This is a genomic window from Streptomyces sp. NPDC059900 (assembly GCF_050270335.1).
In the GTDB taxonomy this organism is placed as follows: domain Bacteria; phylum Actinomycetota; class Actinomycetes; order Streptomycetales; family Streptomycetaceae; genus Streptomyces.
On sequence record NZ_JBNNJZ010000112.1, the window covers coordinates 1 to 19,568 of the forward strand.

Consider the following 19,568-nt stretch of genomic DNA (forward strand, 5'->3'; position numbering starts at 1 on the left):
ATGGGCATCCGCATGAAGTGCGTCGAGGAGAACGTGCGCGACCGTGCCATCCGCACCCTCGACATCTTCCTGTCCGGCCTCATGGAGGCCGGCGGCCTGCCCGAAGGCCTCGTCCTGACGCTGCCCAAGGTCACCTACCCCGAGCAGGTCACCGCGATGGTGCGCCTCCTGGAGGAGTTCGAGAAGGCGCGCGGCCTGGAGCCGGGCCGGATCGGCTTCGAGATCCAGATCGAGACCAGCCAGTCCATCCTCGCCGCCGACGGCACCGCCACCGTGGCCCGCATGATCGACGCCGCCGAGGGGCGTGCCACGGGCCTGCACTACGGCACCTTCGACTACAGCGCCTGCCTCGGTGTCAGCGCCGCCTACCAGACCAGCGACCACCCGGCCGCCGACCACGCCAAGGCGATCATGCAGGTCGCGGCGGCCGGCACCGGCGTACGCGTGTCGGACGGCTCCACGAACGTCCTGCCCGTCGGCACCACCGAGAAGGTCCACGACGCCTGGCGGCTGCACTACGGCCTTACGCGCCGCGCCCTGGCCCGCGCCTACTACCAGGGCTGGGACATGCACCCCGGCCACATCCCCACGCGCTACGCCGCCGTGTTCGCCTTCTACCGCGAGGGCTTCGAGCAGGCCGCCGCGCGCCTGTCCGCGTACGCCGCCCACCGCGAGGGCGGCGACGTGGCGGACGAGCCGGCATCGGCCAAGGCGCTCGCCGGGTACCTCCTGCGCGGCCTGGACTGCGGCGCCCTCGACGCCGGCGAGGTCACCCGCCTCACCGGCCTGACGCTGGCCCGCCTGCAGCACTTCTCGGGCCCGCGCCGCGGCGACCTCACGCCGTCCGCCAAGTAACTTCCGGCACCCGCTGTCACCCCTGCCCCGTAGTCTGTCCGTCACGGAAAGTGGTGGCACAGGAACGGGGCAGCGGTGATTTCGGGGGATCAGGAACAGACGGGCGGTGAGTGGACGAACGTCTGGTGGGCCAAGACGGACGACGACAGCGGCAACAGGGACGTCTTCATCAGCGACGTCTACATCAAGGGCGGAGACAACGACGAACCGCTGCCCGGCCTCCCGGTCTGCTGAGCACTGACGTCCCGTCAATCGTCATCCCGAGGGCGGCAGTTCGCCCGAGCCGCGCTCGATGAGACGTGTCGGGAGTTCGATCCGCTCCGGGGCTCCGGACGCGCCGTCGAGCTGGCGGAACAAGCGCTCGGCGGCGGTCCTGCCCAGTTGGGCGGCGTCCTGCGCGACGACCGTCACGCCCGGCTGCAGCAGGTCGGCGAGCTCGATGTCGTCGAAGCCGACGAAGGCCACGGGGTGCGGGTGCCCGGCCAGCACGCGGACCACCGTCACCGTCACACGGTTGTTGCCCGCGAAGATCGCCGTGACGGGGTCCGGGCCGCTCAGCATGGTCTTGGTGGCCTGCTCGACGCGGTCCGGGTCGGTCGCGCCCAGCGACATCCACTCCTCCTCGACGGGGATGCCGGCGTCCTCCATGGCCGCGCGGTAGCCGCGCAGCCGCTCTATGGCGGTGTGGATGCGCGGCTGGTCGCCGATGAAGCCGATGCGGCGGTGGCCGTGGGCGATGAGATGGGCGACGCCGTCGCGCGCCCCGCCGAAGCTGTCGGAGAGCACCACATCGGCGTCGATCTTCCCGGCGGGACGGTCGACGAAGACGGTGGCGACACCGGCGGCGATCTCCGGCTCCAGATAGCGGTGGTCGTCACCGGCCGGGATGACGACGAGGCCGTCGACCCGGCGTGCGCACAGCGCGAGCACCAACTCCTGCTCGCGGTCCGGGTCCTCGGCGCTCGAACCGTTGATAAGGAGGGCGCCGTGGGCACGGGCCACTTCCTCCACGGCGCGGCTGAGCGGGCCGTAGAAGGGGTCGGCGAGGTCTTCGAGCACCAGGCCGATGCTGGCGGTGCGGCCCTTGCGCAGGACCCGCGCGCTGTCGTTGCGGCGGAAGCCCAGGGCGTCGATGGCCTCCTGGACGCGGCGCTCGGTGTCCGGGGTGACGCCCGGCTCGCCGTTGACGACGCGGGAGACCGTCTTGAGGCCGACTCCGGCGCGGGCGGCGACGTCCTTCATGGTCGGACGGTTGCCGTAGCGGGGTTCGGGGCGTCGGCTGGTGGTCTCGGCCACGGTGCGCTGTCCTGTCGTCGACGATGATGAGCTGAAAGTGGTGCGTAAGTGATGTGGCGTCGAGCATAGAACCTGGACAACGTTGTCAGATGCAAGAGAGACTGTCCATCGCATTCTCCGGCCTGCCCTTTCACCAAAAGGGCGGCCTGCCCATTCACCAGGAGATCTGACACTGATGCACACGGACCTCGTCGCCGCACTCGACATCGGCGGCACCAAGATCGCCGGCGCGCTGGTGGACGGCCGCGGCCGGATCCTGCTGCGTGCCCAGCGGCCCACGCCGGCGCGCGAGGACGGCGACACCGTGATGCGGGCGGTCGAAGAGGTCATCGGCGAGCTCACGCACTCCCCGCTGTGGGGCAGGGCGCGCGCGGTCGGCATCGGCAGCGCGGGGCCCGTGGACGCGTCTGCGGGGACGGTCAGCCCGGTCAACGTACCCGGCTGGCGCGGCTACCCGCTGGTCGAGCGGGTGCGCGCGGCGGCCGGCGGCCGTCCGGTCGAACTCGTCGGGGACGGCGTGGCGATGACGGCCGCCGAGCACTGGCAGGGCGCGGCGCGCGGGCACGACAACGCGCTGTGCATGGTGGTGTCCACCGGGGTCGGCGGCGGCCTGATCCTCGGGGGCAAGCTGCACCCCGGCCCCACCGGTAACGCGGGGCACATCGGGCACATCAGCGTCGACCTGGACGGCGACGCGTGCCCGTGCGGCGCGCGCGGGTGCGTGGAGCGCATAGCGAGCGGGCCGAACATCGCGCGGCGCGCCGTGGAGGGCGGATGGCAGCCTGGGGCCGACGGCGACACGTCCGCCGCCGCGGTGGCCCTCGCCGCACGGGCCGGCGATCCGGTCGCCGTCGCCTCCTTCGAACGGGCGGCGCAGGCACTCGCCGCCGGGATCGCGGCCACGGCGACGCTCGTCGAGATCGACATCGCGGTGATCGGGGGCGGGGTGGCGAAGGCGGGCGACGTACTCTTCGACCCGCTGCGCCGCGCCCTCGAGGACTACGCCACGCTCTCGTTCGTACGCCACCTGACCGTGGCCCCGGCGCTGATGGGGACGGACGCGGGGTTGGTGGGTGCCGCGGCGGCCGCACTCAGCCAGGAGGAGAGGACCGTGGCCCTGCGCCCTGCCGTGGGCAGCTGATCCCTTCGGCCGTCCGGCCCGGGGGCTGTGCGGCTCTTGGCTGCGGGCCGGGGTGTGCTGCCTCGGCTTGCGGGCGTTGACGCGTACGGCTCGGTGGTGGCCGGGTGGTTGGGGGTCTGCGGTCGGCTGGGGGAGTTGATTGCTGCGGGGTGTGCGGCCGGGGAGTGGCCGCCGTGCGGCTCGGTGGGGCGTGGGGGCCGGGTGCGTTCAGGGTTGAGGGCCGGGCGGTCGGGGGCTGCTTCCTGTTGTGGGGTGTCGGTTGCCGGGGGTGTGCGTGGGCGGCTCCCGGGCTGCGGGCCGGGGCGGAGTTGCGCGGGCCGGCCCGCAGTCGGGGATCCGTGCGGTTCAGCAGCTGAGCACAGGCCCCGCCCAGTCCGCATGGTCGGAGTCCCTGCCGTCGCCGCCGTCCGTGACGACGAGACGTACGACCTGCGCTCCGGACACGTCGGCCGTGAGGCCCCGCGCGGTGTCGGCGTTGGTCAGGACGCCGGTCGACGCGGCCTTCTTGCCGTCCGCCCAGATCTCGAAGGTGACCGTGCCCTTGGCGCCCTTCTCGTCGTCGACGCCCACCTGCGCGGCGACCTTCTCGCAGGCCCCGCCGGTGTAGTACTCGACGGCGCTCGCCGCGTGCACCCCGAGCCCCTTGGCGAAGACGGCCCCGCCGATGGTGAGCGGCTTGCCGTCGCCCGCCGCCTCCTCGCCGTTGCTGGTGTCCTTCTCGACGGGACCCCAGCCGTTGACCGCCGACATCCACGGCAGGTCACTGACCGCCGAGTCGCCCGCGGGCGGCGCCACGACCACATGGGCCGTCAGCGGCAGCACGCGCGCGGCACGGGCGCCGCCGGGGGAGCGGTAGGCGGCCTTGAGCGTCAGGTCGTACGCTCCCGGCGCCGTGCCCCGCGGTGCGGTCACCGTCCACGACGTGCTCAGCGACGCGCCCGTACGCAGGGAGCCCGCGGTCGAGGGCGAGGTCGCCCTGATCCGCCAGCCGGAGGGGCCGCTGAAGGTGGCGGACACCTGCTGCGCGGAGGTGCGGCCGAGGTTGGTGACCCGGGACGTCAGCTTCTTCGCCTGGCCCGCCTCCACCAACGGGTCACCGCCGAGGCCCAGTTCGACGGCCGGCGGGTTCTTGCCCCAGGTGCCGTCCGCCGCGACGCGCAGCAGTACGGTGCCGTGCGCGGGGACGGTCGCCGCGATCCGGCCCGCCGTGTTGTAGCTCTTGTGCTGCCACAGGTCCCGCAGCGCGTAGCCGTCGGCGTCCGGGAGCCCGACGGCCCCGGCGGTGGTGGCGATCGACTGGGCGGTGCCCGTCTCGTTGAAGAGGGCGACCGTCCGGCTGCCGTCCTGCATCTCCTTGGCGACGACCCAGCGGCCGCCGTCCGAGGACAGCACCTTGCCCTGCTTGCCCAGCGGATCCTGGTCGACGGCGATGACTTCCTTGTTGCCGATGATCTCGAAGGTCTCGGGCGTGGCCTTGCGCAGGTCGGAGCCGATGAGCAGCGGCGAGGCCATGATGGACCACATCGAGAAGTGCGTGCGGTACTCGGTGTCCGTCATGCCGCCGTTGCCGACCTCCAGCATGTCCGGGTCGTTCCAGCGGCCCGGCCCCGCGTGCTCGGCGAGCGGGAGATTCTGCTTCATGATCGACAGCATCGAGCTCCAGTTGTCGCTGATGTCGCCGGTGGTGCGCCACAGATGGCCTACGTCGGCCGCCCACTCCCAGGGTTTGTTCTCGCCCCATTCGCAGATGCTGTAGACGATGGGGCGGCCGGTAGCCTTGAGCGCGTCACGCATCGCGATGTACCGCTGCTTGGCGTCGACGCCCTGGTTGTTGCAGTTGTCGTACTTGAGGTAGTCGACGCCCCAGTCGGCGAACTGCCGTGCGTCGCTGACCTCATGGCCGAGCGCACCGGGGAAGCCGATGTCGCTGCAGGTCTTGGTGCCGGCGCTGGTGTAGATGCCGAGCTTCAGGCCCTTGCCGTGTACGTAGTCGGCAACTCCCTTGATTCCATTGGGGAATCGCTTGGGGTCGGGCACGAGCTTGCCGTTCGCGTCCCGCTGGGGCAGTGCCCAGCAGTCGTCGAGATTGACGTACTGGTAGCCGGCGTCCTTGAGGCCTTTCTCGACGAAGAGGTCCGCGATCCCCTTGACCATCGCTTCGTCGAACTCGGCCCTGCAGTGGGTGGAGTTCCAGTTGTTGAAACCCATGGGCGGGGTGCGGGCGAGGTCTCCGGGGAGCTTCGCCTTCGCGGCGGAGGGCCGTGCCTCGGCGGCGCTCCGGTCACGCGTGTCGCTGGCGCCGCCCGTTTCGCGCGCGCCGTCCGTGTCGCGTGCCGTCGCCGCCGGCGCGGCGAGCCCCGCCGCGCACAGCAGTACGGCGGCGAGCGATCCGACGACTCTTCGACGCGTGGTGAGGGCTGAGATATGACGCATCGTTACATTCCTCCGTACTCGCAGAAGTTGTGGGGCTGCATGTACGTGTCAGAAGTGCGCGCTTACGTTAGGCCGTGTTGGACTCTGTTGGAAGAGGGGCCGTAACGGTTCGAGCAATCGAACGCCAAACCCCTTGACTGACATGGCACTTGGGAGTGTGATCGCAACCCTCGCGTTCGGTTGTGTTCGTTTGCACCCCGAGGAGGGGGACATGGCACAGTCATCGTTCATGGGTCCTGCCACGCCCCGAAGCATGTCAGGACATCGGATGTCACGGCGGAATGTCCTGCGTGGTGCGGCCGCCGGAGCCGGTGCGGTCACCCTTCCGGCCCTGCTCACGGCCTGCGGCGACGGACCGGGCGGCAACAAGGACGAAGTCACGATGGGCTCCAATTCCTCGGACGCGGTCCCGAAGAAGGCGTTCGCCGCCGCCTTCGACGCCTACGAGAAGAAGTCCGGGAAGACCGTCAAGGTCAACACGACAGAGCACAACGAGTTCCAGCAGAACATCACGCGCTATCTCCAGGGCACCCCTGACGACGTCTTCATGTGGTTCGCGGGATACCGCATGCAGTACTTCGCGGAGAAGGGCCTGCTGATCGAGATCAGCGACGTGTGGAAGAACTTCAAGGGCTTCTCGAACGCGCTGCGGGAGCAGTCCACGCACGAGGGCAAGCAGTACTTCGTGCCGTATTACTACTACCCGTGGGCCGTTTTCCACCGCAAGAGCCTCTTCGAGAAACAGGGCTATGAGCAGGCCAGGACGTGGGACGAGTTCATCGCGCTCGCCAAGAAGATGCGCAAGGACGGCATTCCGGTCGCCTTCTGCGACAAGGACGGCTGGCCCGCCATGGGCACCTTCGACTACATCAACATGCGTCTCAACGGATACGAGTTCCACAAGAGCCTGATGGCCGGCGAGGAAGCCTGGACCGACACCAAGGTCAAGAAGGTCTTCGACCTGTGGCGCGAACTCATGCCGTACTACCAGAAGGGCGCGCTCGGCCGTACCTGGGAAGAGGCGGGCCAGGGGCTGCAGAAGCGCAAGACCAGCATGGCCGTCCTGGGGATGCCGCACCCCGGCCAGCAGTTCCCGGCGGACGAACGTGACGACATCGACTTCTTCGCCTTCCCCGAGATCGATCCGGCGTACGGGCAGGACGCAGTGGAAGCGCCGATCGACGGATTCCTGGTGGCGAAGAAGTCGAAGAACCTCGACGGCGCCAAGGAACTCCTGAAATGGCTCGGCACACCGAAGGCCGAGGACATCTACCTGGCCGGCGACCCCAACAACGTCGCGGTCAACGACGGCGCCGACACCAGCAAGTACAGCCCGCTGCAGAAGAAGTCGGCCCAACTCGTCTCCGGGGCCAAGCAGATATCGCAGTTCCTCGACCGGGACACCCGCCCCGACTTCGCGCAGACCGTCATGATCAAGGCGCTGCAGGATTTCATCGCCCATCCCGATGACGTCGACGGCCTGGTCAACAGCATCGAGCGCCAGAAGAAGGACATCTTCTCGTCGGACGTCGGCTGAGACCGGGGGGACAGCGTTCCGTGCCGCAGAAAACCGCGCGGCGCGCCGGACGGCGGGGACCACGGCGATTCACCCGCCGTGACACCGCCGTGCTCGGCGTGCTCCTTGGAATTCCCGTACTGCTGGACATCTTCATCATCTGGGGCCCGACCCTGGCCTCCGTCGGCCTGTCCTTCACCTCCTGGGACGGCATCGGCGACATCCAGTGGGTGGGCGGAAAGAACTACGAGAGCCTGGTCGGCAATTACCCGGCTTTCTGGCCAGCCGTCCGCCACAACCTGCTGTGGATCGCGTTCCTCGGCCTGGTGGCCACGCCGTTCGGGCTTCTCCTCGCGGTGGTCATCGACCGTGGCGTCCGCTTCAGCCGCTTCTACCAGTCCGTGCTCTACATGCCGGTGGTGCTCTCGCTCGCCGTGGTCGGCTTCATGGCCCAGCTGATCCTCGGCACCGACCAGGGGGTGGTCAACACCATCCTGAACAACCAGGACGACCCGATCGACTGGCTGGGGAACTCCGACATCAACATCTGGATGATGATGCTGGCCGCGAGCTGGCGGCATACCGGCTACGTCATGATCCTCTATCTGGCCGGGCTGAAATCCGTGGACCCCGCCCTGAAAGAGGCCGCGGAGATAGACGGCGCGAACGCCCGCCAGACATTCTTCCGCGTCGTCTTCCCGACCCTGCGACCGGTCAATGTCATCGTCGGCGTCATCACGGTCATCGAGGCTCTGCGCGCCTTCGACATCGTCTACGCGGTCAACAAGGGCCGCAACGGCCTCGAACTGCTCTCCGTGCTCATCACCGACAACATCATCGGCGAGGCGAGCCGCATCGGATTCGGCTCCGCCATCGCGGTCGTACTCCTGAGCGTCTCGCTCGGATTCATCGTGACGTTCCTGGTCCAAGAGCTGCGAGGTGAACGCGAGAGATGACCGCCGACATCCGCACCACGCCGCGCTCCGCCACCCCCGCGCCGCCCGGCGGAAAACCCGCGGGCCGAACCCGCCGCCCCGGCCGTTTCGGCGTGCACATCTTCCTGACGGCGGTGACCCTGGCCTTCCTCGCGCCACTTCTCCTCGCGGTCTACGCCTCTCTGCGCCCGTACGAGGAAACGGCGCAGCACGGCTATTTCTCGTTCCCCGAGCGCCTGTCGTTCGACTACTACCGCCAGGCCTACAGCGATTCCGGCATGGGCAAGTACTTCACCAACACCCTGCTCATCGCGGTGCCCGCGGTCCTCGTCACGCTGTTCCTCGCGGCGTTCGTGGCATTCGCGGTGTCCCGTCTGCGGATCCGCGGGGGAATGGTCCTGCTGATGCTCTTCACGGCGGGAAATCTGCTCCCGCCGCAGGTGCTCGTCACCCCTCTCTACGTCCTCTTCTTGAAGATCCCCCTGCCGTGGTGGATGTCCGACTCGCTGACCCTGTACGACTCGTACTGGGCGATCATCATCGTCAATGTGGGCTTCCAGGTCGGATTCTGTGTCTTCGTGCTCGCCAATTTCATGCGGACGCTGCCGCAGGAAATCCTGGAGGCGGCGATCGTGGACGGCGCGGGCGTATGGACCCAGTTCTGGCGCATCACCCTGCCGCTGTGCCGCCCCGCTCTCGCTGCCCTGGGCACGCTGGAGTTCACCTGGATCTACAACGACTTCCTCTGGGCCCTCATCTTCATCTCCGACCCCGACAAACTCCCGATCACTTCGTCCCTGAACCACCTGCGCGGCCAGTTCTTCACCGACTACAACCTCCTGGCCGCGGGCTCGGTCCTGGTGGCCCTGCCCACGGTCCTGGTCTTCCTGCTCCTGCAACGGCACTTCATCGCGGGCCTGACGCTCGGGTCGAGCAAGGGGTGAGGGCCGGCCCCGCAGGCCCGGGGCGCCCGGTCTCCGTAATATCCGGCCGGCAGGTGCATCCAAAACGACCCGCGACACGGAAGCGTCTAGTGCAAGGTCGGCTCCGCCGACCGACCGCCCCCGGGTCGCCGCTGGCGTCGGACGCCCGAGCACTCCGACGCCAGCGGTATTCACCGGTGACAAGGACCGGGGGCATGGCCAACGCCGGGAAGGGCGTCGACGTGCACGAGCCTGCGAATCCACCATCCCGCGCCGTACGGCCCGCGCTCGCCGCGCCTCGTCGCCTCTCGCCGGTCCAGGAGGCCTACGAGGCGTGGGCCCGCCACCAAGTCGACTGCGGCGTCTGCCGGAACGTGGACGCAGGGCCGTGTCAGGCCATGGGGCTGCTGCGCCGCAGGTGGGACGCGCTGGCGGGCGCCGCGGTCCGGCGCGTGGCCGATGAGTCGGCGTGAGGGCCCCGCTCCGGCGACGGGATGCCGCTTCCTGATCGGGCGGCGGCCGTCCGCATGACCCGTTCCGTGTCACGGGCTGTCGTATCCCGCTGTGACCAGCGGGGTTGAGATTGTCGGGCGTGGCCACCGACAACCCCCGGCAGACGGAGCACCTGGCATGAAAGCCCCGAAGTACGTACGTGAGATTCCCGGTCTGTGCTGGGACGAGAGGCCCGGTGACGTCCTTCACTGCACCCTTGAGCAGGGCCATGACGGCGACCACTTCCACGCCTACACCCGGACCAGATGGAGCAGCCGTCCGGTCAATCGTTGTCCCGGGCGTGGCAGGGCGTGAATGGTTCACACGGGGTGTGAACGGAGTGCATATATGCACCCGGCGCGCACACTCGCGGCGGCGACCCGTGCGGGGCAGGCTCAAGGTGCTGCCCGGACCCCGCAGCACCATGCGCCACCCCGCTCAGTCGTCTTCCAGCGCCTTCTCCAGCGTCGCGACGGGCAACAGCGTGGGAGTCAGGCCCGTGAGACGCAGGATGCGCAGCGTCAGGCGGTGGGTGCAGACCACGGAGAGGCGGGCGCCTCGTTCCGTCGTACGGCGGTGCGCGCGGACCAGCAGGGCCAGGCCGGAGCAGTCGAAGAACGTGGTCCGGGTCAGATCGATGACCACGGTCGTGGCGGTGCCGCCGGTGATCGGGTCCATGAGCGGGGCCATCCGCTGGTAGGCCAGCAGGTCGATCTCGCCGTGCAGTTCGACGACGACGGCGCCGTTGTGGCCGTACACGCGGGGCTGCTGGTCGGATTCCTCGAAGGCGAATTCGTTCAGTGCGTCGAGCTGCACGTGTCCCCCAGTGTCGACGTCGGCCGGATCCTCGCGGCAGCGGGGTGCATCGGAAGAGCCGGATTCAGGAGGTCACCAGGGGCTGGGGCGCCTGGCGGATCACGCTAGCGGGGTCGGGCGGGCGCTGGAGTGAGGGAACGATTCATGCAGGGTGACTGCCACTCGATGGAGTGAAGTGGCGGCGAATCGCTTGACATGTTGTGACGCCTTTTGGTCCTGATAGTGCCCGCCTCATCAGGCCCTGGTTTCCGTGGCAGGGTGTTGCGGGCAAGCCACAGGGGGCCGACGGAAGAGGGGGAACCGTGATCGTCTGGATCAACGGTGCGTTCGGTGCGGGCAAGACCAGCGCCGCACGGGAACTGATCGAACTGATCCCGAACAGCACACTCTTCGACCCCGAGATCATCGGCCGCGGACTGCCCGACCTGCTGCCGCCCAAGCACCTCGCCGAGGTGAGCGACTACCAGGATCTGCCGATCTGGCGGCGGCTCGTCGTGGACACCGCGGCGGCACTGCTCGCCGAACTCGGCGGCGTCCTGGTGGTGCCCATGACCCTGTTGCGGCAGGACTACCGCGACGAGATCTTCGGCGGCCTCGCCTCGCGCAGGATCGCCGTACGGCACGTGGTCCTGGCCCCGGACGAAACGATCCTGCGCGAACGGATATCCGCACGCTCCCTCCCGGACCTGCCGGACGGCGAGAGGCGTGTGCGGCAGTGGTCGTTCGACCACATCGAGCCGTACCGCGTCGCGCTCGCGGGCTGGCTCGGCAGCGACGCGCACCGTATCGACACCGGAGCGCTCACCCCCGGCCGGACCGCCGAACGCATCGCAGATGCCGTACGCACCGGGGACGCGACCGTCTGCGACATCGTGCAGACCCCCGAGCCCACCGCGGAGACGCTCGCTGCCGGGGTGCTGCTCTTCGACGAGCGGGGCCGGGTGCTGCTCGTCGACCCGACCTACAAGGCCGGCTGGGAGTTCCCCGGCGGCGTCGTCGAACCCGGCGAGGCGCCCGCGCGCGCGGGCATGCGGGAAGTGGCCGAGGAGACCGGCATCCAACTCACCGACGCCCCCCGGCTCCTGGTCGCCGACTGGGAGCCGCCCGCACCGCCCGGCTACGGAGGGATGCGGTTCCTCTTCGACGGCGGGAGCCTCGACGGCGGCCAGGCGCGGCAGATGCTCCTGCCGGGACCCGAACTCCGTGACTGCCGCTTCGTCACCGAGGAGGAAGCGGCCACCCTGCTGCCCTCCGTGCGCTACGAACGGCTGCGCTGGGCCCTGCGCGCGCGGGAGAGCGGGATCGCCCTGTACCTGGAGGCGGGAGTCCCCGTCGGCTGCCGGTGACCGGCGGGGGCGTCACACGGCCCCCGCCCGCCCGGCGGCTCAGCTTGCCGCGTACTTCTGGAGGAACAGCGCCTCGGCGACCGAGAGGCGCTCGAGCTCCTGCGGCGACACGCTCTCGTCCACCGCGTGGATCTGCGCCTCGGGCTCGCTCAGGCCGATCAGCAGGATCTCGGCACGGGGGTAGAGCGCGGCGAGGGTGTTGCACAGCGGGATCGAGCCGCCCTGCCCCGCGTACTGCATCTCCTCGCCGGGGTAGGCCTCGCCCATCGCCGCCGCCATCGCCGCGTACGCCGGGCTCGTGGTGTCCGCGCGGAACGGCTGGCCCTGCCCGATCTGCTCGGTGGTCACCTGCGCGCCCCACGGGGTGTGTGCCTCCAGGTGCGCCTGGAGGAGCTTGGTGGCCTCGGCCGCGTCCACGCCCGGCGGCACCCGCAGGCTGATCAGCGCCCGTGCGCCTGCCTGCACGGACGGCGTCGCGCCGACCACCGGCGGGCAGTCGATGCCGAGCACCGTGACCGCGGGGCGCGCCCAGATGCGGTCGGCGACCGTGCCCCTGCCGACCAGGCGCACACCCTCCAGGACCTTGGCGTCCCTGCGGAAGTCGTCCTCTTCGTACTGAAGCCCGTCCCACACCTCGTCGCCGGTCAGTCCGTCGACCGTCGTCGAGCCGTCCTCGGCGCGCAGCGAGTCCAGGACCCGCACCAGCGCGGCGAGCGCGTCCGGGGCCGCGCCGCCGAACTGTCCCGAGTGCAGATTGCCCTCAAGGGTGTCGATACGCACGCGTACGAGAGTCATGCCGCGCAGGGTGGCGGTGACCGTCGGCAGGCCGACGCGGAAGTTGCCCGCGTCGCCGATGACGATCGTGTCGGCCGTGAGGAGGTCGGGGTGCTCCTCCGCATACCGCTCCAGACCGCCCGTGCCCTGCTCCTCGGAACCCTCGGCGATCACCTTGACGCTCACCGGAACGCCCCCGTTCGCCTTCAGGGCGCGCAGCGCGAGCAGGTGCATCAGGACGCCGCCCTTGCAGTCGGCGCTGCCCCGGCCGTACCAGCGGCCGTCTCGCTCCGTCAGCTCGAACGGCGGGGTGGTCCACGCCTCCTCGTCCAGCGGCGGCTGCACGTCGTAGTGGGCGTAGAGGAGCACGGTGGGAGCGCCCTCGGGGCCCGGAAGCAGGCCGTACACCGACTGAGTGCCGTCCGGGGTGTCGAGCAGGGCCACGTCCTGGAAACCCTCGGCGCGCAGCGCGTCCGCCACCCAGTTCGCGGCGGCCTCGCTCTCGCTCCTGGGGAACTGGTCGAAGTCCGCCACCGACTTGAAGGCCACCAGTTCGGTGAGCTCCGCCTTCGCCTTCGGCATGAGTGAGGCGACGGTCTCGGCGATCGGATCCGGCGACATGGGCACGCTCCTCGCAGGTGCGACGTTGTACGTAAGTGGGTGTAGTGATCCTCCCACAGGAGGGTGCCCGAGGTGCCCGCCGTAGGATGCCTTGGAAAGCGCGGCCAACAGCTGGATCGGGAGCGGTAGACCAACGTGAGCAGCGAGAACTCAGCGGACTCGGCGGACGACGCGCAGTACGTGTGGGACGTCGTCGTGGTGGGAGCAGGGCCCGCGGGGGCGTCCGCGGCCTATGCGGCGGCCGTCGCGGGACGCAGTGTCCTCGTCCTGGAGAAAGCGGAACTGCCCCGGTACAAAACGTGCGGCGGCGGCATCATCGGCCCCTCGCGCGACGCGCTCCCGCCGGGGTTCGAACTGCCCTTCAGGGACCGGGTGCACGCGGTGACGTTCTCCCTGGACGGCAAGTTCTCCCGCACCCGCCGCTCGAAGCAGATGCTCTTCGGGCTCATCAACCGCCCCGAGTTCGACCAGCAGCTGGTGGAGCACGCGCAGAAGGCGGGCGCCGAGGTGCGCACCGGCGTCACCGTCGCGCGCGTGGAGCAGCACGGCTCCGCGGTGCCCGACCGGCGCACGGTCGCCGTGGTCCTGCAAGGCGGTGAGACGGTCCTGGCCCGTGCGGTCGTCGGGGCCGACGGAAGCGCCAGCCGCATAGGGGCACACGTCGGCGTGAAGCTTGACCAGGTGGACCTCGGCCTGGAGGCCGAGATCCCGGTGCCGCAGAGCGTCGCCGAGGACTGGGCGGGCCGGGTGCTCATCGACTGGGGCCCGATGCCGGGCAGTTACGGCTGGGTGTTCCCCAAGGGCGACACCCTCACCGTCGGCGTCATCTCCGCGCGCGGAGAAGGCGCGGCCACCAAGCGGTATTTGGAGGACTTCATCGGCCGGCTCGGCCTCGCGGGCTTCGAGCCGAGCATCTCCTCCGGCCATCTGACGCGCTGCCGCAGCGACGACTCGCCGCTCTCGCGCGGCCGGGTCGTGGTGTGCGGTGACGCCGCGGGGCTTCTCGAGCCGTGGACCCGCGAGGGCATCTCCTTCGCGCTGCGCTCGGGGCGGCTCGCGGGGGAGTGGGCGGTGCGGATCGGCGAGGCGCACGACGCGGTCGACGCCCGCCGCCAGGCCCTGAACTACGCCTTCGCCGTCAAGGCGGGCCTCGGCGTCGAGATGAGTGTCGGCAAGCGCATGCTCGCCGTCTTCGAGCGCCGTCCCGGCGCGCTGCACGCGGCGATCACCGGGTTCAGGCCCGCGTGGAACGCGTTCGCGAGGATCACCCGTGGTTCGACGACGCTGGGCGAGCTGGTGCGGAGCCATCCGCTGGCGGGACGGGCGCTGAACGCGTTCGACCGGTAGTTCCGCCGGTGGTTCCTGCCGGTGGTCCCGCTGCTTCCGGGCGGCGTCACTTGGTGACGGTGACGCGGAAGACGGGGTGGTCGCCCGCGGCCGCCTCGATCTCCGCGTCCGTGGACTTGGCGGTGACGCCCTTGAAGTACTGGTTGACCTCCCAGCCCCACTTCTCCAGATAGCCGCGCAGCAGCGGCAGCTTCTCGGCGTCCGGGATCTCCTCGACGGTGAACGGGCGGACCTTCCGCCCCACCCGCAGCTCGCCGCCGCCCGCCACGCGCATGTTGCGCACCCACTGCGAGTGCCCGCGGGCCGAGATCAGGTACTGAGTGCCTTCGTACGTGAACGGGTTGACCGGCACGCGCTGCATCTGGCCGCTCTTGCGCCCCCGTACGGAGAGCTCGGCCGATCCCGCGAGGCTGATGCCGCGCCGCGCCAGCCAGCCGATGACGCTGTTGAACCGCAGGGCCAGGGGGCCGGCCTGGAGGTAGTGGGGAGCGGTGGGGGCAGTGGTGGGGTCAGTGGTGGCGCCGTTGAGGGAGGGCGCAGACGACGAGGACGACGAAGACATGGTGACCGCCAGGGTCTGGAGGGCTTTCGAGAGCACTGCTCTCGCTTAAGAGCAGTGTGCACGAGAGCGGTGCCCCATTGCAAGAGCAGTGCTCTCGAAAGTGTTCGGCGCTCTCTCTTCGGTGCGCTGCTCCCGTTTCGGCGCACTGCTCCGAACGCATGGCACACTGCCTGTATGAGCAGTGCCACCAGCGGGGCCAGGGCCCGCGCCCGAGTCGAAGTCACGGCCGCCATCAAGGACGAGGCCCGCAGACAGCTGGCCGCCGACGGCGCCGCCAAGCTCTCGCTGCGCGCCGTCGCCCGCGAGCTCGGCATGGTGTCCTCCGCCCTCTACCGCTACTTCCCCAGCCGCGACGACCTCCTGACCGCGCTCATCATCGACGCCTACGACTCCCTCGGCGCCGCCGCCGAGGAGGCGCACGCCGAGGTCGCGTCGGCCGACCCCGTGCGGCGCTGGACGGTCGCCTGCGAGGCGGTGCGGTCCTGGGCGCTCGGCCATCCCCACGAGTACGCCCTCATCTACGGCTCGCCCGTGCCGGGCTACAGCGCGCCCGAGAGCACGGTCCAGGCCGCCACCCGCGTCGGGCTGCTGCTCGTCGGGATCGTGCGCGAGGCCCATCAAGGGCGCGGTGTCGCCGTGCAGCCGCTGCCGGAGAGTCTGCGCCCCGAGGCCGAGCGCCTCACCGCGGACCTCGCCCCCGATCTGCCGCCCGCGGTGAACATGGCGCTGGTCGCGGCGTGGGCCCAGCTCTTCGGGCTCGTGGGCTTCGAGGTGTTCGGGCAGTTCACCCGCGTCGTCGAGGACCGCCCGACGTTCTTCTCGTACGCTGCCGCACAACTCGCCCACAGCGTCGGGCTGTTGGAGCAGAAGTGAGCCGCCCGCGCCGGCCGTCGGCACGGTGACGGGCGTCCGACACGGCGGGGAGCGTCCTCGCAAGCACCCCCGGCGTACTCCTGGGGGAGTACGCGTGATCGCCACGCCGGGCTGACGCCCGTCGGTCGTGCCGCGGTCTAGCGTTGGCGTCATGGATGAGCAGCGCGAACGCGGGCGCGGCGGTCCGTCCCTTCCGTGGGGCGGGCCGTCGGTGTGGCGGCACGGCCCGCCCTGGTGGCACCAGCGGGGCGAGGCGGCGGACGCGGGCAGGCTGCCGTGGCTGACGACGCTGGCGATCACCGTGTTCGTGCAGATCGGCTCGAAGTACGCCGCGCAGGGCCAGCTCGACCGGCTGGCGCCGGACGTCCCGGCCAGGCTGCTGCTCCTCGCGGGCACGCTCTCGCTCCTGCTGCGCCACCGCCACCCGATCCCGGTCGCGTACTTCACGGCCGGGACCGCACTCGTCTATCTCGGGGCCGGGTACGCGTACGGCCCCGTCCTGGTCACCGTTGCCGTCGGCTGCTTCGCCGCGGTCGTCGCCGGGCACCGCCGTGCGGCGTGGGGCGCCGTCGCGATGCTGTGGGCGGGGCATCTCCTGGTCGCGCACTGGCTCTACCGGTGGCTGCCGCCGGCCGGCGACAACGAAAGAACCTGGGGCGAGGAAACCGTCGTCGCCGTCTGGGTCGTCGCCATCATCGCGGTGTCCGAGCTGGCCCGGGTGCGCCGTGAGCAGTGGATGAAGGAGCGCGCCGAGCGCGCGCGGGCCGCCGAGCGGCGGGCCGACGAGGAGCGGCTGCGCATGGCGCGCGAACTGCACGACGTCCTCGCGCACAGCATCTCCGTGATCAACGTCCAGGCGGGCGTCGGTCTCGCGCTGCTCGACTCCGACCCCGAGCAGGCCCGCACCGCGCTGACCACCATCAAGGCCGCGAGCAAGGAGGCGCTGGGGGAGGTCCGCCAGGTCCTTGACACCCTCCGCACGCCCGGTGACGCGCCCCGCGCCCCGGCCCCGGGGCTCGACCGGCTGCCCGAGCTCGTGCAGCAGGCCGCCGGCGCGGGGCTCACCGTCGACGTCGACACGCAGGGCTCGGGCGGGAAGCTGGCGCCCGGCGTCGACCTGGCCGCCTTCCGCATCGTCCAGGAGGCCCTGACCAACGTCGTACGCCACTCCGGATCGCGTCACGCGCGCGTGCTCGTGCGCCACGAGGCGGCGGCGCTCACCCTGCGCGTGGACGACGACGGCCCCGCCACCGGCGCCGACGCGGGCGGCAGCGGCAACGGCCTTGCCGGGATGCGGGAGCGCGCCGCCGCCCTCAATGGCACGATCGAGGCGGGATCGCGCCCGGACGGGGGATTCCGCGTCACCGCCGTACTGCCCACCCGCACGGCACCTCAGGAGGACCAGTGATCCGCGTACTGCTCGCCGACGACCAGTCCCTTGTCAGGGCCGGGTTCAAGGCGCTGCTCGACGCCCAGTCGGACATCGGCGTCGCGGGCGAGGCGGCGGACGGCGAGGAAGCGGTGCGCAGGGTGCGTGAACTGCGCCCCGACGTGGTCCTCATGGACATCCGCATGCCGGTGCTCGACGGGCTCGCCGCGACCCGGGCGATCACCGGCGAACCGGACCTGAACGACGTGAAGGTCGTCATGCTGACCACCTTCGAACTGGACGAGTACGTCTTCGAGGCGATCCGTTCCGGGGCCTCGGGCTTCCTGGTCAAGGACACCGAGCCCGAGGAACTGCTGCGCGCCGTCCGCGCGGTGGTCCACGGCGACGCGCTGCTCTCGCCCGGTGTGACGCGCCGCCTCATCGCCGAGTTCGCGGCCCGCTCCAAGGAGCCGGCGAGCGCGGAGCCCCTGGGCGAACTCACCGAACGGGAGCGGGAGGTCATGGCGCTCGTCGGCATCGGCCTGTCGAACGAGGAGATCGCCCGCCGCCTGGTCGTCAGCCCGCTGACCGCCAAGACCCACGTCAGCCGGACCATGGTGAAGCTCGGGGCCCGCGACCGCGCCCAACTGGTCGTCCTCGCCTACGAGTCGGGCCTGGTGCGCCCCGGCTGGCTGGGCTGACGCTCCCGCCGGGCGGCGCACCGCACCTCGGGCCTCAATCGCGGACGGCCACCCGCTCCTCGTGGGCCTGACTCTCCTCGTCGGCCTCTGGTTGTACGGACTTCACCACCAGGATCGTCTCCTGCGTCCGGCGTGTCCGCAGCCCGGTGAGGGTGATCAGGAGTCCGGCGACCGCGATCGCCGTGACCACGAGCAGGCCGGGGCGGTAGCTGTCGAGCACGGCCTGCGGCGAGGCGTCGCCGCCGTGCGAGGACGCGGTGATCACGGCCGTGACGACGGCGAGGAAGATCGCGCCGCCCACCTGGATCGAGGTGTTCAGGAGGCCCGACACCATGCCCTGCTCGTCGTCGTCCACGCCGTTGGTGGCCTGGATGTTGAGCGAGGGGAAGACCAGGGCGCACGCGAAGCCGAGCAGGATCATGGACGGCAGGACCATGGAGGCGTACGACGGGGTGAGGCTGACGCGCAGGAACAGCGCGTACGAGGCGACGAGCAGGACGAAGCCCGCCACGATGACCCGCGGTGTGCCGAACCGGTCGATCACCGAGCCGACCTTCGTGGACGAGAGGGCGACCAGCGCGCCCGCCGGCAGGAAGGCGAGCGCGGTCTCCAGGGCCGACCAGCCGAGCAGCGTCTGGAAGTACTGCGTGGCAAGGAACTGGAAGGAGACATAGCCTCCGAAGAACGTCATCGCGCCGATCTGCGCCCGGAGTTGGGGTCCCGAGCGCAGGACGCCGAGGCGGATCAACGGGCTGGCGGTGCGCAGTTCGATGCGTACGAAGACGGCGAGCAGGACGGCCGCGGCGAGGAACGACAGGAGGGTGCGGGCCGATGCCCAGCCGGCTTCCGGTGCCTCGACGACGGTGAACACGAGCAGCAGCATCGCGGCCGTGCCGGTGACGGCGCCCGGCACGTCGTATCCGCCGGTGTTCTTCTCGCGGGCGCTGCGCGGGATCAGCTTGAGTCCGGCGATCAGCGCGACGACGGCGATGGGCGCGGGCAGCAGCATCGTCAGGCGCCAGCTGGCCTCGGTGAGCAGTCCGGACAGGACCAGGCCCATCGAGAAGCCGGTGGCGGCGCAGGTGGTGTAGATGGTGAGCGCGCGGTTGCGGAGCGGGCCCTCGGCGAACGTCGTGGTGATGATGGACAGGCCCGCGGGTGCGGTGAAGGCGGCGCTCAGGCCCTTGACGAAGCGGCTGGCGATCAGCAGCGGGCCCGAGTCGACGAACCCGCCGAGCAGTGAGGCCAGGGCGAAGACGCCGAGCGCGATGAGGAAGACCCGGCGCCGCCCCAGCAGGTCGGCGGCCCGGCCGCCCAGGAGGAGCAGGCCGCCGTAGCCGAGGATGTAGCCGCTGACGACCCATTGCAGGGTCGAGGTGGAGAGGTTCAGTTCGGAGCCGATGGAGGGCAGGGCGACGCCGACCATCGACACGTCGAGTGCGTCGAGGAACATCGCGGCGCAGAGCACGAGGAGAGTGCCCCACAGACGCGGGGACCAGCGCTCCGGGGACGCGGAGACAGCTGTGAGCGGAGAAGTCATGCGGAGCACAGTACATGCACATGCATTG

The 19,568-nt window shown here is 70.4% G+C and carries 18 protein-coding genes; 12 read left to right on the top strand and 6 right to left on the bottom strand.

Translation table 11 applies throughout. From position 1 onward, the window contains the following. Together ACQKIP_RS17650 and ACQKIP_RS17655 are read left to right on the top strand one after the other, a co-directional pair. Nucleotides 1-855: DUF6986 family protein (locus ACQKIP_RS17650; RefSeq protein ID WP_427743394.1), on the top strand; the 855-nt coding region annotated here is incomplete at its 5' end. 75 nt (nt 856-930) lie between these two features. Beyond that, nucleotides 931-1,089 (top strand): hypothetical protein, encoded by a 159-nt coding sequence (locus tag ACQKIP_RS17655; RefSeq protein WP_365859847.1) that lies wholly within the window; start codon nt 931-933, stop codon nt 1,087-1,089. Between the two features lie 21 nt (nt 1,090-1,110). Here ACQKIP_RS17655 and ACQKIP_RS17660 read toward each other — a convergent pair whose 3' ends face one another. Continuing rightward, nucleotides 1,111-2,097: a LacI family DNA-binding transcriptional regulator gene (locus tag ACQKIP_RS17660; RefSeq protein WP_365859872.1), complete on the bottom strand. Its 987-nt coding sequence runs from the start codon at nt 2,095-2,097 to the stop codon at nt 1,111-1,113. A gap of 229 nt (nt 2,098-2,326) precedes the next feature. On the opposite strand from ACQKIP_RS17660, the gene ACQKIP_RS17665 reads away from it, so the two are divergent. Next, complete coding sequence (locus tag ACQKIP_RS17665) at nt 2,327-3,292, top strand: ROK family protein (protein WP_365859846.1); 966 nt, start codon at nt 2,327-2,329, stop codon at nt 3,290-3,292. 345 nt (nt 3,293-3,637) lie between these two features. On the opposite strand, the gene ACQKIP_RS17670 is transcribed toward ACQKIP_RS17665, so the two are convergent. Further along, the gene (locus ACQKIP_RS17670) at nt 3,638-5,725 is read right to left on the bottom strand and encodes an NPCBM/NEW2 domain-containing protein (RefSeq protein ID WP_365859845.1); all 2,088 of its coding nucleotides are present in this window, start codon (nt 5,723-5,725) and stop codon (nt 3,638-3,640) included. A 268-nt stretch (nt 5,726-5,993) separates the two neighbouring features. On the opposite strand from ACQKIP_RS17670, the gene ACQKIP_RS17675 reads away from it, so the two are divergent. From ACQKIP_RS17675 to ACQKIP_RS17690, 4 genes are all read left to right on the top strand, one after another. After that, nucleotides 5,994-7,262, top strand: coding sequence for an ABC transporter substrate-binding protein (locus ACQKIP_RS17675; RefSeq protein WP_365859844.1), 1,269 nt, complete (start codon nt 5,994-5,996; stop codon nt 7,260-7,262). Nucleotides 7,263-7,282: 20 nt separating this feature from the next. After that, nucleotides 7,283-8,197 (top strand): carbohydrate ABC transporter permease, encoded by a 915-nt coding sequence (locus tag ACQKIP_RS17680; protein WP_365859843.1) that lies wholly within the window; start codon nt 7,283-7,285, stop codon nt 8,195-8,197. Continuing rightward, nucleotides 8,194-9,120: a carbohydrate ABC transporter permease gene (locus ACQKIP_RS17685; protein WP_427743395.1), complete on the top strand. Its 927-nt coding sequence runs from the start codon at nt 8,194-8,196 to the stop codon at nt 9,118-9,120. Before ACQKIP_RS17680 ends, ACQKIP_RS17685 begins: the two co-directional genes overlap by 4 nt. 194 nt (nt 9,121-9,314) lie before the next feature. Further along, complete coding sequence (locus tag ACQKIP_RS17690) at nt 9,315-9,572, top strand: hypothetical protein (protein ID WP_365859841.1); 258 nt, start codon at nt 9,315-9,317, stop codon at nt 9,570-9,572. 457 nt (nt 9,573-10,029) lie between these two features. On the opposite strand, the gene ACQKIP_RS17695 is transcribed toward ACQKIP_RS17690, so the two are convergent. Continuing rightward, a complete protein-coding gene (locus ACQKIP_RS17695) occupies nt 10,030-10,407 on the bottom strand; it encodes an STAS domain-containing protein (RefSeq protein WP_365859840.1) in 378 nt (125 codons plus the stop codon). 302 nt (nt 10,408-10,709) lie between these two features. Between ACQKIP_RS17695 and ACQKIP_RS17700 the strand changes: the two genes are divergently transcribed. Continuing rightward, entirely contained in the window at nt 10,710-11,753 is a 1,044-nt protein-coding gene (locus tag ACQKIP_RS17700) for an NUDIX hydrolase (RefSeq protein ID WP_365859839.1), read from the top strand. Between the two features lie 39 nt (nt 11,754-11,792). Here the strand turns inward: ACQKIP_RS17700 and ACQKIP_RS17705 are convergent, their stop codons facing one another. Further along, nucleotides 11,793-13,148, bottom strand: a complete 1,356-nt coding sequence (locus ACQKIP_RS17705; RefSeq protein WP_365859838.1) for a dipeptidase — start codon at nt 13,146-13,148, stop codon at nt 11,793-11,795. Nucleotides 13,149-13,283: 135 nt separating this feature from the next. Here ACQKIP_RS17705 and ACQKIP_RS17710 point away from each other — a divergent pair, with 135 nt between their 5' ends. After that, on the top strand, nt 13,284-14,495 hold the full coding sequence (locus ACQKIP_RS17710; RefSeq protein WP_365859837.1) for a geranylgeranyl reductase family protein: 1,212 nt from the start codon (nt 13,284-13,286) through the stop codon (nt 14,493-14,495). Nucleotides 14,496-14,541: 46 nt separating this feature from the next. On the opposite strand, the gene ACQKIP_RS17715 is transcribed toward ACQKIP_RS17710, so the two are convergent. Next, nucleotides 14,542-15,057 carry a nitroreductase/quinone reductase family protein gene (locus ACQKIP_RS17715; protein ID WP_365859836.1) on the bottom strand — a complete coding sequence of 172 codons (516 nt, stop codon included), beginning with the start codon at nt 15,055-15,057 and terminating at the stop codon, nt 14,542-14,544. A 174-nt stretch (nt 15,058-15,231) separates the two neighbouring features. On the opposite strand from ACQKIP_RS17715, the gene ACQKIP_RS17720 reads away from it, so the two are divergent. The 3 genes from ACQKIP_RS17720 (at nt 15,232) to ACQKIP_RS17730 (ending at nt 18,000) form a co-directional block, all read left to right on the top strand. After that, entirely contained in the window at nt 15,232-15,930 is a 699-nt protein-coding gene (locus ACQKIP_RS17720; RefSeq protein ID WP_365859835.1) for a TetR/AcrR family transcriptional regulator, read from the top strand. A gap of 151 nt (nt 15,931-16,081) precedes the next feature. Further along, nucleotides 16,082-17,338, top strand: coding sequence for a sensor histidine kinase (locus ACQKIP_RS17725; protein WP_365859834.1), 1,257 nt, complete (start codon nt 16,082-16,084; stop codon nt 17,336-17,338). Next, nucleotides 17,335-18,000: a response regulator transcription factor gene (locus tag ACQKIP_RS17730; RefSeq protein WP_365859833.1), complete on the top strand. Its 666-nt coding sequence runs from the start codon at nt 17,335-17,337 to the stop codon at nt 17,998-18,000. The genes ACQKIP_RS17725 and ACQKIP_RS17730 overlap by 4 nt, the downstream gene beginning before the upstream one ends. Nucleotides 18,001-18,034: 34 nt before the next feature. On the opposite strand, the gene ACQKIP_RS17735 is transcribed toward ACQKIP_RS17730, so the two are convergent. After that, a complete protein-coding gene (locus ACQKIP_RS17735; RefSeq protein ID WP_365859832.1) occupies nt 18,035-19,540 on the bottom strand; it encodes an MFS transporter in 1,506 nt (501 codons plus the stop codon). Nucleotides 19,541-19,568: the final 28 nt, after the last annotated feature.

Coding starts and splice junctions, on each gene's coding strand:
- ACQKIP_RS17660 (WP_365859872.1), bottom strand. CDS start 2,097: ATGAAGGACGTCGCCGCCCGCGCCGGAGTCGGCCTCAAGACGGTCTCC.
- ACQKIP_RS17665 (WP_365859846.1), top strand. CDS start 2,327: ATGCACACGGACCTCGTCGCCGCACTCGACATCGGCGGCACCAAGATC.
- ACQKIP_RS17670 (WP_365859845.1), bottom strand. CDS start 5,725: ATGCGTCATATCTCAGCCCTCACCACGCGTCGAAGAGTCGTCGGATCG.
- ACQKIP_RS17675 (WP_365859844.1), top strand. CDS start 5,994: ATGTCACGGCGGAATGTCCTGCGTGGTGCGGCCGCCGGAGCCGGTGCG.
- ACQKIP_RS17685 (WP_427743395.1), top strand. CDS start 8,194: ATGACCGCCGACATCCGCACCACGCCGCGCTCCGCCACCCCCGCGCCG.
- ACQKIP_RS17690 (WP_365859841.1), top strand. CDS start 9,315: ATGGCCAACGCCGGGAAGGGCGTCGACGTGCACGAGCCTGCGAATCCA.
- ACQKIP_RS17705 (WP_365859838.1), bottom strand. CDS start 13,148: ATGTCGCCGGATCCGATCGCCGAGACCGTCGCCTCACTCATGCCGAAG.
- ACQKIP_RS17715 (WP_365859836.1), bottom strand. CDS start 15,057: ATGTCTTCGTCGTCCTCGTCGTCTGCGCCCTCCCTCAACGGCGCCACC.
- ACQKIP_RS17720 (WP_365859835.1), top strand. CDS start 15,232: ATGAGCAGTGCCACCAGCGGGGCCAGGGCCCGCGCCCGAGTCGAAGTC.
- ACQKIP_RS17725 (WP_365859834.1), top strand. CDS start 16,082: ATGGATGAGCAGCGCGAACGCGGGCGCGGCGGTCCGTCCCTTCCGTGG.
- ACQKIP_RS17735 (WP_365859832.1), bottom strand. CDS start 19,540: ATGACTTCTCCGCTCACAGCTGTCTCCGCGTCCCCGGAGCGCTGGTCC.